The 876-nt window shown below is 70.5% G+C and carries 1 protein-coding gene; it reads left to right on the plus strand.

The annotated features are described in order from the left end of the window. Window positions 1–876: signal recognition particle-docking protein FtsY (gene ftsY / locus AOZ49_RS15210; RefSeq protein ID WP_231690350.1), on the plus strand; the 876-nt coding region annotated here is incomplete at both ends.

The raw sequence follows: 876 nt of genomic DNA on the forward strand, positions 1-876 counted from the left end.
GGAAGCCGCGCCCAAGAAGGCGTCCTGGCTGTCGCGGCTCAAGCAGGGCCTGTCGCGCACCGGCCAGAGCATTGGCGGCATCTTCGTCGGCGTCAAGGTCGACGAGAACCTGTTCGAGGAACTCGAATCGGCGCTCATTATGGCCGATGCGGGCCTGGAGGCCACCGAGAAGCTGCTGACCGCGCTGCGCGCGCGGGTCAAGAAAGAGCGCATCGAGGACCCCGCCAAGGTCAAGACCGCGCTGCGCCAGCTGCTGGCCGATCACCTGCGCCCGCTGGAGCGCGCCTTCGACCTGAAGCGCACGCAGCCGCTGGTGGTAATGATCGCGGGCGTCAACGGCGCCGGCAAGACGACGTCCATCGGCAAGCTGGCCCATACCTTCCAGCGCCAGGGCGCCAGCGTGCTGCTGGCCGCGGGCGACACGTTCCGCGCCGCCGCGCGCGAGCAACTGATCGAATGGGGCAGCCGCAACAACGTCACCGTGATCTCGCAGGACGGCGGCGATCCGGCGGCGGTGGCGTTCGACTCGGTCAATGCCGGCCGCGCGCGCGGCGTGGGCGTGGTGATGGTGGACACGGCCGGCCGCCTGCCGACCCAGCTGCACCTGATGGAAGAACTGAAGAAGATCCGCCGCGTCATCGGCAAGGCCGACCCGGCCGCGCCGCACGAGGTGCTGCTGGTGGTGGACGGCAACACCGGCCAGAACGCGCTGGCGCAGATCCGCGCGTTCGACGCGGCCATCACCCTGACGGGCCTGGTCGTGACCAAGCTGGACGGCACCGCCAAGGGCGGCACGCTGGCGGCGGTGGCGGCGGGCAGCCAGGGCGTGCGGCCGATCCCGGTGTACTGGATCGGCGTGGGCGAGAGCCTGGAAGA

Source organism: Achromobacter sp. 2789STDY5608615, assembly GCF_001298995.1.
Classification (GTDB): Bacteria; Pseudomonadota; Gammaproteobacteria; order Burkholderiales; family Burkholderiaceae_B; genus Achromobacter; species Achromobacter insuavis.